13 protein-coding genes are annotated in these 13,966 nt (G+C 66.9%); 5 read left to right on the top strand and 8 right to left on the bottom strand.

Going from position 1 to position 13,966, the window contains the following annotated elements; genetic code table 11:
* Both ACNJ7E_RS28325 and ACNJ7E_RS28320 read left to right on the top strand, forming a co-directional pair.
* Positions 1 to 393, top strand: a 393-nt coding sequence (locus ACNJ7E_RS28325; protein WP_418341550.1) for an MspA family porin, incomplete at its 5' end; no start/stop codon positions are given.
* A 65-nt stretch (positions 394 to 458) separates the two neighbouring features.
* Positions 459 to 1,154, top strand: coding sequence for an MspA family porin (locus tag ACNJ7E_RS28320; RefSeq protein WP_418341549.1), 696 nt, complete (start codon positions 459 to 461; stop codon positions 1,152 to 1,154).
* Positions 1,155 to 1,185: 31 nt separating this feature from the next.
* Here the strand turns inward: ACNJ7E_RS28320 and ACNJ7E_RS28315 are convergent, their stop codons facing one another.
* From ACNJ7E_RS28315 to ACNJ7E_RS28305, 3 genes are all read right to left on the bottom strand, one after another.
* Positions 1,186 to 1,599: a heme-binding protein gene (locus ACNJ7E_RS28315; RefSeq protein WP_418341548.1), complete on the bottom strand. Its 414-nt coding sequence runs from the start codon at positions 1,597 to 1,599 to the stop codon at positions 1,186 to 1,188.
* 36 nt (positions 1,600 to 1,635) lie between these two features.
* Complete coding sequence (gene kdgD / locus ACNJ7E_RS28310; RefSeq protein ID WP_418341547.1) at positions 1,636 to 2,550, bottom strand: 5-dehydro-4-deoxyglucarate dehydratase; 915 nt, start codon at positions 2,548 to 2,550, stop codon at positions 1,636 to 1,638.
* 180 nt (positions 2,551 to 2,730) lie between these two features.
* Positions 2,731 to 5,070 carry a transketolase-like TK C-terminal-containing protein gene (locus tag ACNJ7E_RS28305; RefSeq protein ID WP_418341546.1) on the bottom strand — a complete coding sequence of 780 codons (2,340 nt, stop codon included), beginning with the start codon at positions 5,068 to 5,070 and terminating at the stop codon, positions 2,731 to 2,733.
* A 334-nt stretch (positions 5,071 to 5,404) separates the two neighbouring features.
* On the opposite strand from ACNJ7E_RS28305, the gene ACNJ7E_RS28300 reads away from it, so the two are divergent.
* On the top strand, positions 5,405 to 6,487 hold the full coding sequence (locus ACNJ7E_RS28300) for a M48 family metallopeptidase (protein WP_418341545.1): 1,083 nt from the start codon (positions 5,405 to 5,407) through the stop codon (positions 6,485 to 6,487).
* A 51-nt stretch (positions 6,488 to 6,538) separates the two neighbouring features.
* Here ACNJ7E_RS28300 and ACNJ7E_RS28295 read toward each other — a convergent pair whose 3' ends face one another.
* Positions 6,539 to 8,902: an arylsulfatase gene (locus tag ACNJ7E_RS28295; protein WP_418341553.1), complete on the bottom strand. Its 2,364-nt coding sequence runs from the start codon at positions 8,900 to 8,902 to the stop codon at positions 6,539 to 6,541.
* 321 nt (positions 8,903 to 9,223) lie between these two features.
* Here ACNJ7E_RS28295 and ACNJ7E_RS28290 point away from each other — a divergent pair, with 321 nt between their 5' ends.
* Positions 9,224 to 10,369 carry an FUSC family protein gene (locus ACNJ7E_RS28290; RefSeq protein ID WP_418341544.1) on the top strand — a complete coding sequence of 382 codons (1,146 nt, stop codon included), beginning with the start codon at positions 9,224 to 9,226 and terminating at the stop codon, positions 10,367 to 10,369.
* Positions 10,370 to 10,377: 8 nt separating this feature from the next.
* On the opposite strand, the gene ACNJ7E_RS28285 is transcribed toward ACNJ7E_RS28290, so the two are convergent.
* Complete coding sequence (locus ACNJ7E_RS28285; RefSeq protein ID WP_283333154.1) at positions 10,378 to 10,773, bottom strand: VOC family protein; 396 nt, start codon at positions 10,771 to 10,773, stop codon at positions 10,378 to 10,380.
* Between the two features lie 38 nt (positions 10,774 to 10,811).
* Between ACNJ7E_RS28285 and ACNJ7E_RS28280 the strand changes: the two genes are divergently transcribed.
* Positions 10,812 to 11,648, top strand: a complete 837-nt coding sequence (locus tag ACNJ7E_RS28280; RefSeq protein ID WP_418341543.1) for a nucleotidyltransferase domain-containing protein — start codon at positions 10,812 to 10,814, stop codon at positions 11,646 to 11,648.
* A gap of 12 nt (positions 11,649 to 11,660) precedes the next feature.
* On the opposite strand, the gene ACNJ7E_RS28275 is transcribed toward ACNJ7E_RS28280, so the two are convergent.
* The 3 genes from ACNJ7E_RS28275 to ACNJ7E_RS28265 form a co-directional block, all read right to left on the bottom strand.
* Positions 11,661 to 12,095, bottom strand: a complete 435-nt coding sequence (locus ACNJ7E_RS28275) for a VOC family protein (RefSeq protein WP_418341542.1) — start codon at positions 12,093 to 12,095, stop codon at positions 11,661 to 11,663.
* Between the two features lie 99 nt (positions 12,096 to 12,194).
* The gene (locus ACNJ7E_RS28270; protein ID WP_418341541.1) at positions 12,195 to 12,611 is read right to left on the bottom strand and encodes a TIGR03667 family PPOX class F420-dependent oxidoreductase; all 417 of its coding nucleotides are present in this window, start codon (positions 12,609 to 12,611) and stop codon (positions 12,195 to 12,197) included.
* A gap of 116 nt (positions 12,612 to 12,727) precedes the next feature.
* Positions 12,728 to 13,870: an RNA-guided endonuclease InsQ/TnpB family protein gene (locus ACNJ7E_RS28265; protein ID WP_418341540.1), complete on the bottom strand. Its 1,143-nt coding sequence runs from the start codon at positions 13,868 to 13,870 to the stop codon at positions 12,728 to 12,730.
* Positions 13,871 to 13,966: the final 96 nt, after the last annotated feature.

Here is a 13,966-nt window from a genome sequence, read left to right as displayed (position 1 = left end):
GGCCGCGTCGCATGGGTGTCGGGTGACGTGTTCGCCGAGCTCGGTGGCGAGGTTCCGGAGGAAGGCGCGACGCTGACCACCGGTTACATCGTGGGCTGCCAGGCCGACATCACCGGTCTCGAGGGTGGTCTGAGTGCCGATCTCGGTCTCGACTCGCTCGGCCTGGGTGGTTCGCTGTCGATTCCGATCAGCGCCGGTGAGGTGAAGTTCGCGAAGGTCAAGTCCAAGACGGACCTGAAGCCGGGCGTGTCTGCGATTCAGTACCGCGACCAGCAGATCGAACTCCAGGGTTGCGGCGGGTATGCGCAGGCTCGTGCGTACACGGTCCTCGAAATTCCGGGGAACCACTACGTCAAGTCGACCCTCTACGGGCAGCCGTTCAGCATCGGCTGATTGCTCGTAAGCAGATCCCACTTCACGACTTCTCGCATAAGCGACATTCACCCTAGAGGGGAACAATGAACAGCAAGACCCTGCGCCACGGCGCCAAGGCTGCCGGCGTGGTCGCCGCGGCCACCGTCGCGATCGGCCTTTTCTCCACCGGTGCGGCCAACGCCGACACCTTCGTTCCGTTGCAGGACGGGACCGTCACCCAGACGCTGCTCGACGGCACCGTGGTGACCGTGCGTCAGACCGGAAACACCGCGAACATCAGCCCGTCGATGGGTTCGACCCCGCTGCACCGCAACGTGTGGGCGTCGGGCACCATCGACGTCTCCATCGACGGCGGCACCGCCAAGGGTGGAAACATCGACGCCGGTTACATCGTGGCCTGCCAGCTCGACTTCGGTGGCGAAGCCAGCGGTGGCGCCGCGGCCAATGCGGGCTGGGACGCGATCCAGGCCGGTACCGTCGGCAACCCGATCAGCACGGGTGACACGGCCGTCGGCGGCGGACTCTCCATCGCCCCCGGCCAGGCCGTCAGCGTCCCGATCCTCGACGTCGAGTACACCGACAGCTACGGCGCCGAGGCGCACACCAGTGACTTCGATTTCGAAGGCAACAGCGGTGGATTCACGTACTCGGACGAGACGTTCGGTGTCTCCGGTTGCGCCGGCTACGCGCAGGCACGCTCCTACGCGACCGTTTCGGTCTCGACCGACTCGGTCGACGGCACCGTCACCCTGTGGGGACAGCCGTTCAGCCTCGGCTGACCGCCGGGCACGGTCGCTGTCGGGGCCGGTGTCACGAAATGTTGCGGCGGTGTCGCTCGTCGAACCGGTGGATCTCGTCGATGACGGTCGCGACGATGCGTGGCCCGGCACCACTGACGGAGGTCGCGACCGCGAGTATGCCGACCGCACTGGGTTTGTCGGCCGGGTGGGGTGTCCACGCGGGGACCATCCCGCAGTCGACCGTCGCCCCGGGCACCGGCTCTACCCCGCGCCCATCGGTCGTTCCCGACATTCGCCGGGCGGTGCCGAGCGCAGTACGGGTCGCGGAGTCCAGCAGTTCCGCGGCGGCGCCGTCGGTCCGGGAGCAGCACATCAGATCTCCGGCGTCGTCGGCAACGCTGACGGCGACGGCCGTGTCGAGTGTCGCGGCATGGCGCCGCGCGAGGTCGAGGGCGAGTTGTGCACGTGCTGCGGTGAGTGTCATGGCGTTCTCCGATGATGAATCCGCGGACGGTGCGGCTCAGCTGACCTTCTTGATCAGGTCGGCGAGTTCGGCCAGTTCGACGGCGTCGAGGTCGGTCAACGGCGCGCGGACCGGGCCGGCGGGTCGGTCGATCACCGTCATGCCGGCCTTGATGATGCTGACCGCGTAGCCCTGTTTCTTGTTGCGCAGGTTGCAGTACGGGATCACGAACTCGTTGAGCGCGTTGATGACGAATGCGTTGTCTCCGCTGCGGAGCGCGTTGTAGAAGTCGAGCGCGAACTTGGGCACGAAGTTGTAGATGGCCGAGGAGTACGTGGTGACGCCCAGCGCGAGATACGGCAATGCGAACATCTCGGCGGTGGGCAGTCCGCCGACGTAGGTCAGCCGGTCACCGAGACTCGCGTAGATGCGGGTCATCTGCTCGATGTTGCCGACCCCGTCCTTGAACCCGACCAGGTTCGGGCAGCTGTCCGCGAGCTCCGCGACAGCGGCCTCGGTGTAGACGGCGTTGGCGCGACTGTAGATCGTAACCCCGAGAGTGGTTGCGGCACACACTTCTTTGACGTGGGCGACGAGTCCGTCCTGGCTCGCCTCCGTGAGATACGGGGGCAGCAGCAGGATGCCGTGCGCGCCGACGTTCTCCGCCGACCGGGCCATCTGCACGGCCGTGGCCGTGCCGTAGCCGGCGGGCGCGATCACCGGGAGACCGTCGGGTGCCTCCTGCACCGCTGCCCGGACCACCTGCTCCACCTCCGGCGGGGTGAGCGAGAAGAACTCGCCCGTGCCACCTGCGGCGAACAACCCGGAGGCGTCGAACTGCCCGAGCCAGCCGATGTTCTCGCGATACGCGGCCTCGTCGAACGAGTGGTCATCCTTGAAGTGGGTGACCGGGAACGACAACAGACCGGAACCGAGTTTGTGAGCGATCTCGTGGGGGGACGCAGTGGCCATGGGTTTCGTTCTCCTCGTTCGCAATCGCGCCGCCGTCGGTGCGCGCTGTGTCCACAAGGCTAGGAGCGTCAACCATTCAAGTCCAACACTAGTGATGGATCTTCTGATACCCAAAAGGTATTGCGCTCCCTGGACCAACGGGACGCTCGTTCGATCTGACGCAACGAGCGTCCCGTTCGTTCAGGAGAGGTCGAGTGCGGCGCGGACGATGCTGTCGGTGTCGATGCCGTGGTAGCGGTAGACGTCGTCGAGGGAACCGACCTGCCCGAACTTGCTGACACCGAGCGCAGCACCGGGAACGTGGTTGATCCCGGTCAGGAATGCGAGGGTGTGCGGGTGGCCGTCGAGGACGGTGACCATCGGTGCCGCCCGGTCGGCGGGGAACACCTGGTCGAGGATCCAGGACGGGCCGTCGGCGAGGCCGCGGCGCGCCTGCACTGCCTCGAACAACAACCCGGGACTGGTCACGCACACGACGTCGGCGGCAATCCCCTGCTCGGCCAACCGGTCGGCGGCGGTGAGGGTTTCGGTGATCACCGCCCCCATGCCGACCAGCGTGACCGCCGGGGTGTCGGTGTGCCGGAGGGTGTAGGCCCCGGCGACGACCTGACGGCGGCGACGTTCCCGAGCGGCGGGATCGGTGGGGACGGCGGCAAGGGTCTGATCGACCGGGCGGGTCGAGAGCCGCAGATACGACGAGGAGCCGTCCGGGCGGCCCAGCCGGGAGATGCTGTCGAGCAGCGTCCACTCGACGTCGATCGCGAAGGCGGGCTCGTAGCTGACACAGCCGGGTTGCTCGAGGCCGATCGACGGGGTCTTGATCGACTGGTGCGCCCCACCCTCCGCGGCGAGGGTGACCCCGGACGGGGTGCCGACCAGGATCGACTGCCCGCCCGCATAGATCCCGTACGACCACGGCTCGAGGGCGCGTTCGACGAACGGGTCGTACATCACCCCGATCGGGAACAGCGGCTGGCCCCAGCGACTCCAGGTGGCACCGAGTTCACCCATCAACCCGACCAGGTTCGTCTCCGCGATGCCCAGTTCCATGTGCTGCCCGGTGGGCTTTTCCCGCCAGTGCATGATCGTCTCGGCGTCGTCGTCGAACCAGTTGCGCCGCTCGTTCGGTGACCACACCCCCACCTTGTTCAGCCACCCCGCCAGGTTGGTAGTAGAGCTGACATCGGGGCTGACCGTGACCACCCGCTTCGCCGCCTCCGGGGCCTCCCTGGACAGATCCAGCAACACCCGACCCAAGGCGGCCTGCGTTGTGGACGTCCCGGACGGGGTGCGGCCGATGTCAGCCGGCACCGCGGGCGGCGTGCCCAATTCGACCGTCTTCCGCCGCAACCGGTCCGCGGTCGCCGCACACACCCGGCCCGCCGCACTGTCGGCGTCGAACCTAGACCACGGATTCGCCGGGTCCATGCCCAGTTCCGCGGCGAGTTGCTCGTACTGCTCCACGGTCAGCAGCGACGAATGATTCTGCGGATGCCCCTGCGTCGGCAGGCCGCGGCCCTTGATCGTGTAGGCGATGATCACAGTCGGGCGGGTGTCGTCGATCTGCCCGTACGCGGCGCGCAGTGCGTCGAGGTCGTGCCCGCCGAGGTTCCGGATCGCCCGCAGCAGGGTGTCGTCGTCCAACTCGGCGATCAGCGACGCGATCGCGGCGGCGTCGGGGCCGTCGCCGGGCAGCCGCACCCGCACCTGCTCGGCGTCGCAGCGCAGCAGCCGCTGGTATTCGGGGTTGGGCATATCCAGGATCCGGGTCCGCAACGCCGGCCCACCGGTCCGGGTGAACAGCGACTCGAGCAGGGTCCCGAATTTCACGGTGATCACCTGCCAGCCGGCGGCCGAGAACATCGCCTCGAGCCGGCCGGCGGCGATGTTCGGCACCACCCGGTCCAGGGACTGCCGGTTCAGGTCGACGATCCACACGATCTCGCCGAGTTCGGAGACGGAGGTGTCGAGGATCGCCTCCCACACCGCGCCCTCGTCCAGTTCGGCGTCACCGACGAGGGAGTACTGCCGACCCGTGCCCGCCGAACCGATCTGGGTGTTCACGTAGCGGCGGGCGATGGCACCCCAGATCGGGGCGGTCGCGCCGATGCCGACCGAACCGGTCGAATAGTCCACCGGATCCGGATCTTTCGACCGGCTGGGGTAGGACTGCAGACCCCCGAACTCCCGCAGCGTCGTCAGATACTTCTCGTCCAGCTCACCGAGCAGGTAGTTGATGCCGTGCAGCACCGGCGAGGCATGGGGTTTCACCGACACCCGATCCCCCGGCCGCAACTGCTCGAACCACAACGACGTCATGATCGAGACCATCGACGCGCACGACGCCTGATGCCCACCGACCTTCAACCCCGTCGGATTCAGGCGAACCCGGTTGGCGTGGTGGATCATCGACGTCGCCAACCAGAGCACACGCTTCTCGATATTCACGAGCGCTTCCGGAGTGGCCGCGCGCGGGGTGAGCTGCGCCGTGTGGTCGTCGATCGTGCGGGCGTCGTTCATCGTTTCGTCCTTGCCTGTGAGTTCCTGGCACCGAATCCGATCCTCCTCGGCCCAGTTCGTGAGCGAGGCGGATCGGCGGTGACGGGCAGGCGGACCTGTGGGAACCGACCTCACCGCATCTTCGAGGTCTCGTGTGCAGATCTCGCACAACAGTCGACCACCGGAACGCACTTTGAGCAATACCGAGCGTCACGTTTGAGCATCGTGCGCATGTTCGGAGCAGCCGCCGTGGTCGGCGGTTGGCAAAATGCCCAGCACGACCGCCGCCGCTACCCTCCGGCGCTACCCTGACCGGGAGGGCTCTGCACCGCGCACACCGACCCAGGGGGAAAGCTTGACCACCACACCAGACCGCGTTCGCACGGCGTTCCCGGACATCAGCTCGCGTGCGTGGGAGCATCCGGCGGATCGCGCGGCGCTCGTCACCCTGCGCACCTTGAAGGGGTTCGACACAGTCTTCCGAACCATCTCGGGTCTGTTGCAGGAGCGCCAGCACCGGCTGATGTACCTGGCCACGTCCGTGCGCGTCGACGAACGGCAGTTCAGCGATCTCCACGACCTCCGCAGCGACTGCGTGCGGATTCTCGGCGCCGACGAGACGCCCGAGCTGTTCGTGCTACAGACCCCGGTCGTGAACGCCTTCACCATCGGCATGGACCGTCCGTTCATCGTGGTCACCACCGGAATGCTGGACGTGATGAATTACGAGGAGCAGCGGTTCATCATCGGCCACGAGCTCGGGCACGCGCTCTCGGGGCACGCGGTGTATCGCACGATCCTCATGCATCTGATGCGCCTGGCCGGGACCATCGGCTGGATCCCGATCGGCGGGTGGGCGCTGCGCGCGATCATCGCCGCGCTCATGGAATGGCAGCGCAAGTCGGAACTGTCCGGCGACCGTGCCGGTTTGCTGTGCGGGCAGGACGTCCACACCGCCCTCCGCGTTCAGTTGAAGCTGGCAGGCGGCTCTCGGGTGAGCGAAATCGATACCGACGCCTTCCTGGCCCAGGCCGCGGAGTACGACGCCAGCGGCGACCTGCGCGACGGCGTGCTCAAGCTCCTCAACATCGAATTGCGCACCCATCCGTTCTCGGTGCTGCGCGCCGCCGAGTTGAAGAAGTGGGTGGACAGCGGCGCCTACGCAGCAATCCTCCGCGGGGAGTACCCGCGCCGCGGCGAGGACGACGACGCCAAGATCAGCGAAGAATTCCGTAAGGCCGCGAAATCGTACAAACAGAATTTCGACACCTCGAACGACCCGCTGATCCGCATGCTCCGTGAGATCGGCAGCGGACTGGGCACCACCGTGGACGCCGTCGGCAACGGCGTCGGCGACGTCGCGGCGGACATCAAGGAGCGCTTCACCCACTGGCGCAGAAATTCCGACGGCAAGAAGGATTCCGACGGCGACAGCTGACCGGTAACCCAGCGGAGGTCGGGCGGGTTCTCGCGCGCCCGACCTCTTCGGTCAGTCGGCCATGGCCTCGGCCAGCTCCTCGACCTCCTGGATGACCGGTTCGGGCACCCGCACGGGCCCGGGGGTGTAGGTGACCGACCGCAGCCTGCCGGTGAATCGGAACGTTCCGCGGCGTTCACGCAGATCCCACACGACGGGTCCGCGGGCGTCGACGCCCACCGAGATCCCGGTCCACGGCGCCATGCCGACCAGCTGGAACTGGTCGACGAGGGTGGCCACGTCGGTGCTGACCCCGGCCGAGTCGGTGAGGGCGACGGTGAAGTTCCACCGGACGGATTCGGTGGCGTCCGCCCGCACCTGCACACCCACCACATCCGTGCCGAGGGGCGCGGAGGTGTGCGCGACGCGGCCGTAGCTGTTGACCGCGAGCACGATCCGGCCGTCCTCAACGTAGAGCACGTATCCGCCGTGGGGGTCACCGTGCGCGACGAGGACACCTTCGTCGCCTGCGGCGATCGGGTGGGTGGCGACGTCGATGGTGAAGTCGCGGTACTGGATCAGCACACTGGACCGATAGCGTTCCAGCGTCGGCGTGCCCGCGAGGATCTTCACCGGCTCCGCGAGGCGACGCTCGTCGGGTCGCCGCTGCACGGCCTTGCGGTCGTTGAGGATCGGGAACACGGTGTTGTGCCACGCCGCCCGATCCCACGCCTCGGCGAGTTCGCGGACCTTCTCGGGGAAGAGAGGCGCGACGTCCGTGGTCTCGGCCGGGTCGGATTCGACGTCGAACAGCTGCCATTGTGGATCGTCGACCCGGGTCGGATCCGTGTGCAGCGACAGCAGTTTCCAACCGTCTCGGTAGAACCCGCGGTGACCACCGAACTCGGCGTACTGCTCCGTGTGCGGGGTGGGCTGTGCGGCGTCTCGCAGAACGTCGGCGATACTGACACCGTCACGCTCCTGGGCGGGAAGCCCGTTCCGGTGGCTCGGAGTTTCGAGTCCGGCGAGATCCAGGAGCGTCGGCGTGATGTCGGTGACGTACGAGTACTGCTTGCGCAGTCCGGTGTCGCCGTCGGCACGCCCGAGTCCGGCCGGCCAGGACAGCAGGAACGGCACCCGGACACCACCGGCGAACGTCTGGCCCTTGTAGAACCGGAACGGGGTATTCGACGCCTGCCCCCAGCCGCGCGGGTAGTGGACGCCGATCCTCTCCGAGCCGATCAGTTCCTCGTCGTGCGGAACGTCGCGCACCCAGTCCGACGGGACCGGTCCGTGCACGAATTGGCTGAAGTACGACCGCGTTCCCGCCGCGCCGCCCTCGGCGGTGCCGCCGTTGTCGGACGTGAACACGATGATGGTGTTGTCGGTCTCGCCGAGTTCGTCGAGGGTGTCGAGCACCCGCCCCACGCTCTGGTCGATGCTGTCGACCATCGCGGCGTAGACCTCCTGGTACCGGGCGAACCGCAGCTGCTCCTCTTCGGTGAGCTCGTCCCACGGCGGCGCGTCGTAGCCGGGTTCGGTGTTGCGTTCGGCCATCTGGGTGCCGGGCGGGAAGAAGCCTGCCTCGAGCTGCGCGTCGAAGCGGCTGCGTCGCACTGCGTCCCAGCCCTCGGTGTAGCGGCCGCGGTACTTGGCCAGGTCTTCGGGCTTGGCCTGGTGCGGTCCGTGCATTGCGATGTGCGAGAAGTACAGGAAGAACGGCTTGTCGGCGTCGTGGGCGCGCAGGCTCTTGATCCGCGAGACGGCCTTGTCCGTGATGTCATCGGTGACGTAGTAGTCCGACGGATACTCCTCGACGTCGACCACGGAGTTGTCCGAAATCAGCTCGTTCGGGTAGTAGAACGAATTCAACCCCTCGAGCGAGCCGTAGTAGCTGTCGAATCCACGCTGCAGGGGCCAGGAATCGCGGGTGCGACCCGGCGCGAGGTTGGTATCGCGCGCGAGATGCCATTTGCCCACCGCGTGCGTGGCATAGCCGTTCGCGCGCAGAATCTCCGCAAGGCTGAGCGCGTCGTCGGCGAGTTCCATCCGCAGCCCGGGGAAGCCGGGATCGAAGTTGGCCACGCTGCCGTAGCCGGCGCGGTGCGGGTTCAGGCCGGTGAGCAGCGCCGCGCGAGCCGGTGAGCAGACCGAGGTGGTGTGATAGTTCGACAGCCGGTAGCCGCTGTCGGCGAGCCGGTCCAGGTTGGGGGTGTCGATCTCGGAGCCGAACGGCCCGATGTCCGAGTAGCCCATGTCGTCGATGAGGATGACCACGATGTTCGGCGCACCGGCGGGGGCTTTCGTCTCCGGCGCCCACCACGGCGTCGACTCCGCACTCGTCCGCCCGATATGTCCGCCGAATCCGTCGTACCCTCGCGCGCCCGGAGGGATCTGCTGCTCGCTGTCGATACCGCCGGTTCCGTTACTTCCCACTTCGGGCACGCGCGCAAATCCCTTCACTCACGGGGAGGGTTTCCCCATGCATTTAGGGAAATAGTACGGTCGCCCGCGAGACCTTCGAGTGGTTTGAATCACGTGGATTTCAAAGCATGTTCGGCAGGGACGGTTGTGACCTGCGTCGCGCCGAGGAGGCCTCGGAACGTGATCTGCGCTATGAAAGCGGCGACTTTTACACGGGCGTAAGAAATCCAGGACAAGCTTTGCGGAGGCTTGTCCACCGGCGATCGTCGACCGCGGCGGGCTCTACAGAATGTGCTCCTGCCCACGTGTGACCGTCCAGAAAGCTGTACCACTGTGCTCCAGCTCATCTCGATACTCGCCCTTCTCAGGAAGGTCGGTTCCACCGCACTGCCGTCAGTGCGCGCCGCGTTGCTTCGCTTCGCGGGGTACCTGGTGCCGATTGCGCAGACGGCGGTCACCGCGGGGGCGGCGTGGTGGGTGTCGGTCGAGGTGGCCGGTCACGAACAGCCGCTGCTGGCTCCGTTGGCGGCGGTCGTGTGCCTGAGCGTCGCGCGGGGCGCCCGCAGCCGCCGGGCCGGCGAGTTGATCGCGGGCGTCACCATCGGAACGATCGTCTCGGACGTCGTCGTGCGATACATCGGCAACGGGCCGTGGCAGATCTGCCTCGTGGTAGCGGTGGCGATGTCTTTCGCGGTGCTCCTCGACGGTGGTTCGGTGATCGTCCTGCAGGCGGGTTCGTCGGCGGCGTTGGTCGCAGCCATGGCATCCGCTACGAGCGCCCACCCGTTCGACCGTGTCGTGGACGCACTGATCGGGGGTGCGCTCAGCCTGGTGGCGCTGTCCGTGTTGCCCACCGACCCGGTGCGCCGGACACGCCGGTGCGCCGCCGCTGTGCTGGACAGCGTGGCCGCGGCCCTCCGTCAAACGTCGAAGGGCCTGGCCGCGGGTGACGTCTCCGCTCTGGAGGATGCTCTCGCACTTGCCCGTTCGACGCAGTCGACCATCGACAGCATGCGCGTCGAACTCCGCTCCGGATCCGAGGTGGCCCGGATCTCGCCGATTCACTGGCGGGGACGTCGCCGCATCGGCCGGCTGGCATCGATCGCCGACCCGATCGACAACGCCGCACGCAACACCCGGGTCCTGGTGCGGCGCGCCCTGATCGCCACGTACGACGGCGAGCGAGTCGACCCGCAATTGGCGGACGCCGTCTCCGATCTGGCGCACCTCGCCGACCGGATGCGGCTGATGATTCTCGCGACTCCCGCGAAGAAACCCAACGAAATCCAGATCAGCGACGAACTCGAACGATTCGCCCGCTCACTGCCGCAGCAGGAGGTCTCGGCGGGGTTCTCCGCAGCGGTCGTCTCCGCGCAGGTCCGATCCATCGTCATCGACTTCTTCGAAGTGTGCGGCATCCCGCGCGCCGTCTGCCGGCCGATGCTGCCCCGCCCCGCCAACTACGCGGGTGCCGCGTAGCGCAAGACTCAGGACATCTCGAGCCGGCACTGTTCCGGCGCGCGAGAGTTGTCGATGACGCAGAACCTGTTGCCCTCGGTGTCCTCCAGCACCACGAAGTCCGAGTCCTCGGGGTACCGGTCCCACGGCACCCGCTGCGCGCCGAGACCGACGAGCCGTTCGATTTCCGCGGCCTGGTCCTCGCTGTCGCGGGCGTGCAGGTCGAGGTGCAGCCGAGGCTCGGGTTCCGCGTCGTGTTCGCTCTGCTGGATCGCCAGCAGTGGTCGGCCGTCGGGCAGCGTCAGGTTGGTGAAGTCGTTGTCGCCGACGGGCGGGAGCGCAGTCAATCCGAGTGCCTCGGTCCAGAACCTGGTTGCACGCCCGATGTCGCGTGCACCGATCACGGTCGTTCCCAAGATGAGCATGAACCGAATTTATCCGCTGCGCCGGGTCGGGGTGGACGATGTGGGGTGTGGAATTCGACGACCCGGTGTTGCGTCCCCTGGCCGAACGCTTGTGCGGCATCGACGGCGTCGTCGGCGTCACCCTCGGCGGCAGCCGCGCCCGAGGAACGCACACGCCGGAATCCGATTACGACCTCGGGGTCTACTACCGCGGTGCCCTCGACACCGACGGACTGACCCACCTCGCGCAGGAATGCGCCGGCGCCGGGGCATCGGCGACCCGGACGGGTGAGTGGGGACCGTGGGTCGACGGCGGGGCGTGGCTGTCCATCGACGGCCGGGCGGTGGATTGGCTGTACCGCGACCTCGACCGGGTGACCGCGGTGTGGCAGGACACCCAGCAGGGTGTGTACGGGTTTCACGCCCAGACCGGTCACCCGTTCGGGTTCGCGGACTTCGCCTACGCGGGCGAACTCGCGTCGGCGGTGATCCTCGCCGCTCCGTCCGGACGTATCGCTGCTCTTCACGCCGACATGCAGCACTACCCGGACCCGCTGCGCGAAGCCCTGGTGCGGCGACTGTGGGAGGCGGACTTCGTCACCGTGCTGGCCCGCAAGGCGATCCCGCGTGCCGATGCGACGTATGTGGCGGGATGCCTGTTTCGCGCGGTGTGCCTGTGCGCCCACGCGCTCCACGCGCACGCTCGGCGCTGGGTGATCAACGAGAAGGGCGCCGTGGCTGCCGCCGGTGCCCTGCCGAACGCACCCACCGATTTCACCGCTCGCGCTCACGCCGTCCTCGGCCGGCTCGGAACGACGCCCGACGAACTGACCGCCGCCCTCACCCTGGCCGAACAACTCGTCGAGGACACCCGGAACGCCTGTCCCCTGACGTGAGCGTGCGAACCCTCAGCCGTTCTCCCCGAACCGCCCCCGGTCCTCGACCGGAATCAGCGGCTTCTCCGCCCGCGCCTTGATCTGCTGGACCGCCCACGTATTGCCGTCGGGATCGGCGAATCCGAAGAAAGTTCCCCCGTCACGCTCGTCGAACACGGTGATCTCGCTGACCTCGACACCCCGATCGAGCAACTCCTGGCGGGCCGCGGCGGCGTCGGCGACCACCAACTGCAGTCCCCTCATCGACCCGGGTGCCATCTCCGTCTGCGACGGGAGGTTGCCGATCACGATCGAGCAGCCCGAACCGGTAGGGGTCAGCTGAACGACGTGCATGTGCTCGTTGGTGGTGTCGTGGTCGAGATGGAAGCCGAGCTTGTCGCGGTAGAACGCGACGGAACGATCGATGTCACTGACGGGCAGAACGACCACTTCGAGTGTCCAGTCCATGATGCGAGTTCCTCCGTATAGGTGGGGAGCGAGATTGCTCCGCATCAGATGGTGGCGCATCCGGCACGTTGTTGCCGTCGTTCTGCTGAGAGATCGGTGCTACCAGCCGCGCAACCGGTCCGGGGTGACGCGGACGAGCGTCGAGTAGTCCTGCCGGAATTTCTCGGGCGTGTAATCCAGACCGGCCATGTCCTCGTGGTACTTCTCGACGTAGGTCTCCCACTCCTCCGGCGACGGACCGTCCGCGTCGACGCGGGCTTTCCCGGTGAACACCGACACGTCACCACCCGTGGGGCTGCTGTTGAAATTCAGCGCGACCTGCGGATTCCTGCCGATGTTCGCCAGCTTGGCGGTGCCCGGTTGGCTGAAGATCAGGAACTCGGTGCCCGACCAGCTGAACCACACCGGGGTCGGAACCGGTGTGTCGTTGCGACCGATGGTCGTCAGCCACACGATGGATTCGCGGGCCAGCCGGTCTGCGACGGATGCGGTGATCGCGGACGCTGAAAGAGTCATTGCGTTCTGTTGTGTCGTTTCCGATGTTGACTTCCTCCCGGCCGTGAACGACCGAGAATCCCCTCGAAACTCGGGTCCCGAGGTTCCTGTTTCACCGACAGTCGCCGCCCCGCACGTTATGTGCGGGGCGGTCTCACACCGTCTCCGCAGGCTGCCACCGTCAGTCCGACGGCCAAAATGTTCCTTGCCGCGTTCACATCCCGATCGTGAACGGCGCCGCATCGGCACGTCCACTCCCGCACGTTCAGCGGCATCGCCGAGGCGATTGTCCCGCACACCGAGCAGGTCTTCGACGACGGATAGAACCGGTCGATCACCACCACCCGCCGCCCGCACCAGTCGGCCTTGTACTCGAGCATCGACCGGAACTCGGACCAACTCGCATCGGAGATCGCCCGAGACAACGACCGATTCTTCACCATGTTCCGCACACTCAGATCCTCGATGGCGATCACTTGATTTTCGCGCACCAGTCGAGTGGAGAGTTTGTGCAAATAGTCGCGGCGCCGATCGGCGATCCGGCCATGAATCTTCGCGACCTTCAGTCGGGCCTTGGCCCGGTTCCGGGATCCCTTCTGCTTCTTGGCCAGCACCCGCTGCGCCTTCGCCAGCCGCTCACGGTCCGTGCGCTCGTGTCGCGGGTTGGTGATCTTCTCCCCCGTCGAGAGCGTGTAGAGGCTGGTGATTCCGGCGTCGAGCCCGACCACCCGATCGGCCGGCCCGAGTTCGGGAATCGTGTCCTCGACGAGAATCGAAATGTGGTACTGACCACGAGCGTTACGCGACACCGTCACCTGCGACGGCGTGGCCCCCTCCGGCAGTGGCCTCGACCACCGAATATCCAGGGGTTCGGACTGCTTGGCCAACCGGATCTGCCGGCCGCGGTAGGTGAAGCAGTTCGAATAGTAGGTCGCCGAATCCTTCGACTGGCCCTTCCTCTTGAACTTCGGGTAGCCGGCCTGCGTGCGCCAGAACCTGTCGAACGCACCCTGCAACTGCCGCAGCGCCTCCTGCAACGGCCCCTTCGACGGCTCCGACAACCACTCCGTCTCGGCATCACGCTTCCATCCGGTGAGCATCTTCGAGGTATCCGCATAGGTCACCCGACGCCGCTCCTGCGACCAGGCACGCGTCCGCTCCGCCAACGCCCGGTTGTAGACATACCGGGTGCACCCGAACGTCCGAGCAAGCTGTTCCGCCTGCACCGCAGTCGGATAGAAACGGTACTTGAACGCCCGCCTCACCACCCTCCCCGCCATAACCCAGACACTAGCCACACAGTCCGACAAAACCAGATCGGCTCACCCGGACCTGAAGGACCGGGTTTGCGCCGAAAGACTCACGGATCAACCGGT

Source organism: Rhodococcus mengyinensis (assembly GCF_048381435.1).
GTDB classification, from domain to species: domain Bacteria; phylum Actinomycetota; class Actinomycetes; order Mycobacteriales; family Mycobacteriaceae; genus Rhodococcus_F; species Rhodococcus_F opacus_D.
The sequence above is the reverse complement of the archived record's forward strand: the minus strand, read 5'-3'. Positions and strand labels throughout refer to the sequence as shown.

Coding starts and splice junctions, on each gene's coding strand:
- ACNJ7E_RS28320 (WP_418341549.1), top strand. CDS start 459: ATGAACAGCAAGACCCTGCGCCACGGCGCCAAGGCTGCCGGCGTGGTC.
- ACNJ7E_RS28315 (WP_418341548.1), bottom strand. CDS start 1,599: ATGACACTCACCGCAGCACGTGCACAACTCGCCCTCGACCTCGCGCGG.
- kdgD (WP_418341547.1), bottom strand. CDS start 2,550: ATGGCCACTGCGTCCCCCCACGAGATCGCTCACAAACTCGGTTCCGGT.
- ACNJ7E_RS28305 (WP_418341546.1), bottom strand. CDS start 5,070: ATGAACGACGCCCGCACGATCGACGACCACACGGCGCAGCTCACCCCG.
- ACNJ7E_RS28285 (WP_283333154.1), bottom strand. CDS start 10,773: ATGCTCATCTTGGGAACGACCGTGATCGGTGCACGCGACATCGGGCGT.
- ACNJ7E_RS28280 (WP_418341543.1), top strand. CDS start 10,812: ATGTGGGGTGTGGAATTCGACGACCCGGTGTTGCGTCCCCTGGCCGAA.
- ACNJ7E_RS28275 (WP_418341542.1), bottom strand. CDS start 12,095: ATGGACTGGACACTCGAAGTGGTCGTTCTGCCCGTCAGTGACATCGAT.
- ACNJ7E_RS28270 (WP_418341541.1), bottom strand. CDS start 12,611: ATGACTCTTTCAGCGTCCGCGATCACCGCATCCGTCGCAGACCGGCTG.
- ACNJ7E_RS28265 (WP_418341540.1), bottom strand. CDS start 13,870: ATGGCGGGGAGGGTGGTGAGGCGGGCGTTCAAGTACCGTTTCTATCCG.